Origin of the sequence: Lapillicoccus sp. (assembly GCF_025353065.1) — a bacterium.
Lineage (GTDB): Bacteria > Actinomycetota > Actinomycetes > Actinomycetales > Dermatophilaceae > Lapillicoccus.
Map to the genome: position 1 here is coordinate 1 of NZ_JANXRJ010000131.1, position 2,362 is coordinate 2,362.

General features: G+C 67.7%; 3 protein-coding genes. All 3 read right to left on the reverse strand.

Going from position 1 to position 2,362, the window contains the following annotated elements; all coding sequences use genetic code 11:
• Window positions 1-265, reverse strand: a 265-nt coding sequence (locus Q0R63_RS10640; RefSeq protein ID WP_295697084.1) for a HigA family addiction module antitoxin, incomplete at its 3' end; no start/stop codon positions are given.
• A gap of 185 nt (window positions 266-450) precedes the next feature.
• Entirely contained in the window at window positions 451-1,887 is a 1,437-nt protein-coding gene (locus tag Q0R63_RS10645; RefSeq protein WP_295697085.1) for an IS1380 family transposase, read from the reverse strand.
• A 203-nt stretch (window positions 1,888-2,090) separates the two neighbouring features.
• Window positions 2,091-2,362: group II intron maturase-specific domain-containing protein (locus tag Q0R63_RS10650; RefSeq protein ID WP_295697087.1), on the reverse strand; the 272-nt coding region annotated here is incomplete at its 5' end.

Sequence of the window (2,362 nt, forward strand, 5' to 3'; positions counted from 1 at the left end):
CCAGGACGGCGCCGAGATGGTCCTTCTCGAGTTCGAGGTCGTAGCGGGTCTGCTGGTTGAGCCAGAACCGCTCACTGGTACCGAAGTAGCGGGCCAGCCGCAGTGCGGTGTCGGCGCTGATCCGGCGCTTTCCGTGGACGATTTCGTTGATGCGACGTGGCGGCACGCTGATGGAGATCGCCAGGTGATGCTGGGTCACCCCGAGCGGGGTAAGGAAGTCCTCGAGGAGGACCTCCCCGGGGTGAATCGGCGCAATGAGCGTCATCGTTTCCTCCTTAGCCTCGATCTTGCATCGGACCTTTTGATGGCGTCGCTGTCGGGTGATCGCGGTTTTCGAGCCTGATTATGGTCGGTGGGTGTGACAGGGGCCGCGATGTCGCTCGCGGTGGGCTTCGGCTTCCACTGCCGAGGGGTGGGGCTAATCGTCGGGTCGGGTGGTGGCGCCCGGGGTCAGGTGGGCGCTGCGAGCTCGACCAGGTCAGTGAGGCGGGCGTGGCCGGTGACGGTCAGGTCGGACCAGGGGGCGGTGTCCTTGATATGCAGCAAGACCCGTCGCGCGTGGTGGGCGAGGGTGGCCGGGATCGTGAACAGCCGCAACCGGATTCGTTTGGGTTCCCACCGCCGGGCCGGGTGCTCCGGCGTGAACGCGAGCAGCTGGGTCCAGGCGGTCAGGTCAGTCGCGAGCATGACCAGCGCGCACCAGACCCGGTTCTGGTCGAATCCGTAGAGGGGCAGGTTCCGTAGCCCGGTGTCCTTGGCGATTCGGATCCGGTCCTCACACCGGGCGCGCCGACGGTGGCGCAACTCGAGGTCGGCGAGCTGCCGTCCCTTCGCGCGAACAGCGTTGGTAGCAAACGCGGTCAGCCGATACCCGTCGACATGCTTGAACATGTCGAACCGTAGCTGCGCCCCGGGGTGGGGCCGTTCCCGACGCACGATGACCCGCATCCCGACCGGCCACCCCTTCAGGTGTCCGTGGAAGTTCAGCAGATCAGTGAGGTCGACCACGTCGGCGCCCTCACGGACGTCCCTGTCGGCGTTGACCGCGGCCTGCCACGCCTCGGCCGGGACTGTCCGATACAACGCAGGCGTGGTCGCGGGCAGGGTGAACCCGATCGAGTACGACAGGCCGCGCTGGGCCAGCCAGCCCAGGAACTCCTTCGTCCCGCCGCCACCGTCGGACCGGATCATCACCTTCCGCCCGGGCCGGGAGGGGTTGATCCCCGGCAGCCCGGCCAGGGCCTCCCGGGTGACAGCGATGTGGTCGGTCGCGGTGTTCGAACCGGCGTTGCCCGGCCGTAACCGGATCGCGAGGGTCTCACCAGTCCCGTCGCTCCCGTGGTCGACGAAGGCGCACAACGGGTGAAATCCGTATCCCCGCTTGAAGTTCGGAGCTGCTTGTTCCTTGTCACTGTGTGCGGTGACCAGAGTGGCGTCGAGGTCCACGACCAGCGGATCGTCAGCAGTGACACCGTGATTGGGTGCGTGCTCGCCCGCGAGCTCCCACGCCCGAGCCCGGGCGACCTTCCGGGCGGCCGCGACCGCCGCGAGGACCCGGTCGGCGTCGCCGGCCAACGCGGTGATGGTGCGTGAGACCGTCGCCTCCGACGCGACCCGACCGTAGATCCCCGGCTCGGACCGGATCACCGCGGCATCAGCGAGGCAGTCACCACCCAACGCCAGCGTCATGCTCAGATCGGTGAGGACCTTGCCCGGGTCGTGGACCGCGGTTGGCTTGCGCCAAGGCGACAGCCCGTCCCGTAGGGCAGCGCTCAACCCTGTGACCTCGGCAGCCGTCGTCAGCAGCACCCCACCCGCCGAACCGACCGCCGCCACCGGCGCCGAGTCGACACGAACAGGCGGGTAGAAACCGGTCGTCTTCTTCACCTGGAAGGTGCTCCTCGAACTGGCTTGAGATACGTGCGTCGCAACACCTATCTTCCCAGTTCAGGGGCACTTTTCAGGTCACGCCACGACCCCCACCAGCACCCGTCGATGTAGGGTCGGGGGCTGGCGCGGTGGCGTAGTGCTTACGCTCCGTTTCCAGCCCCCGCCCGTCGAACCGTGCATGCGGTTCTCCCGCACACGGCTCACCGACGCCGTTCACCGCCGGCATTCGGTCTCACCCGCCAGTCCCGGAAGGGTCTGGGTGCGGCCACGGTTCCATGAAGATCGATCAACCCCAGTTGGTTCGGCGAAGCGATAGCCACGACGTACCACCCGAAGCGACGGCTGCGACGGTGTCGCTTCGCGACGAAGCCCGCCAGCCGCATCCGGGCGTACCGGGTGATCTTGTCGAACTGGTCGGCGGAGTTGCCGTACCGGAAGTACGCGGCCCAGCCGCGCAGGAACCGGTTGAGGT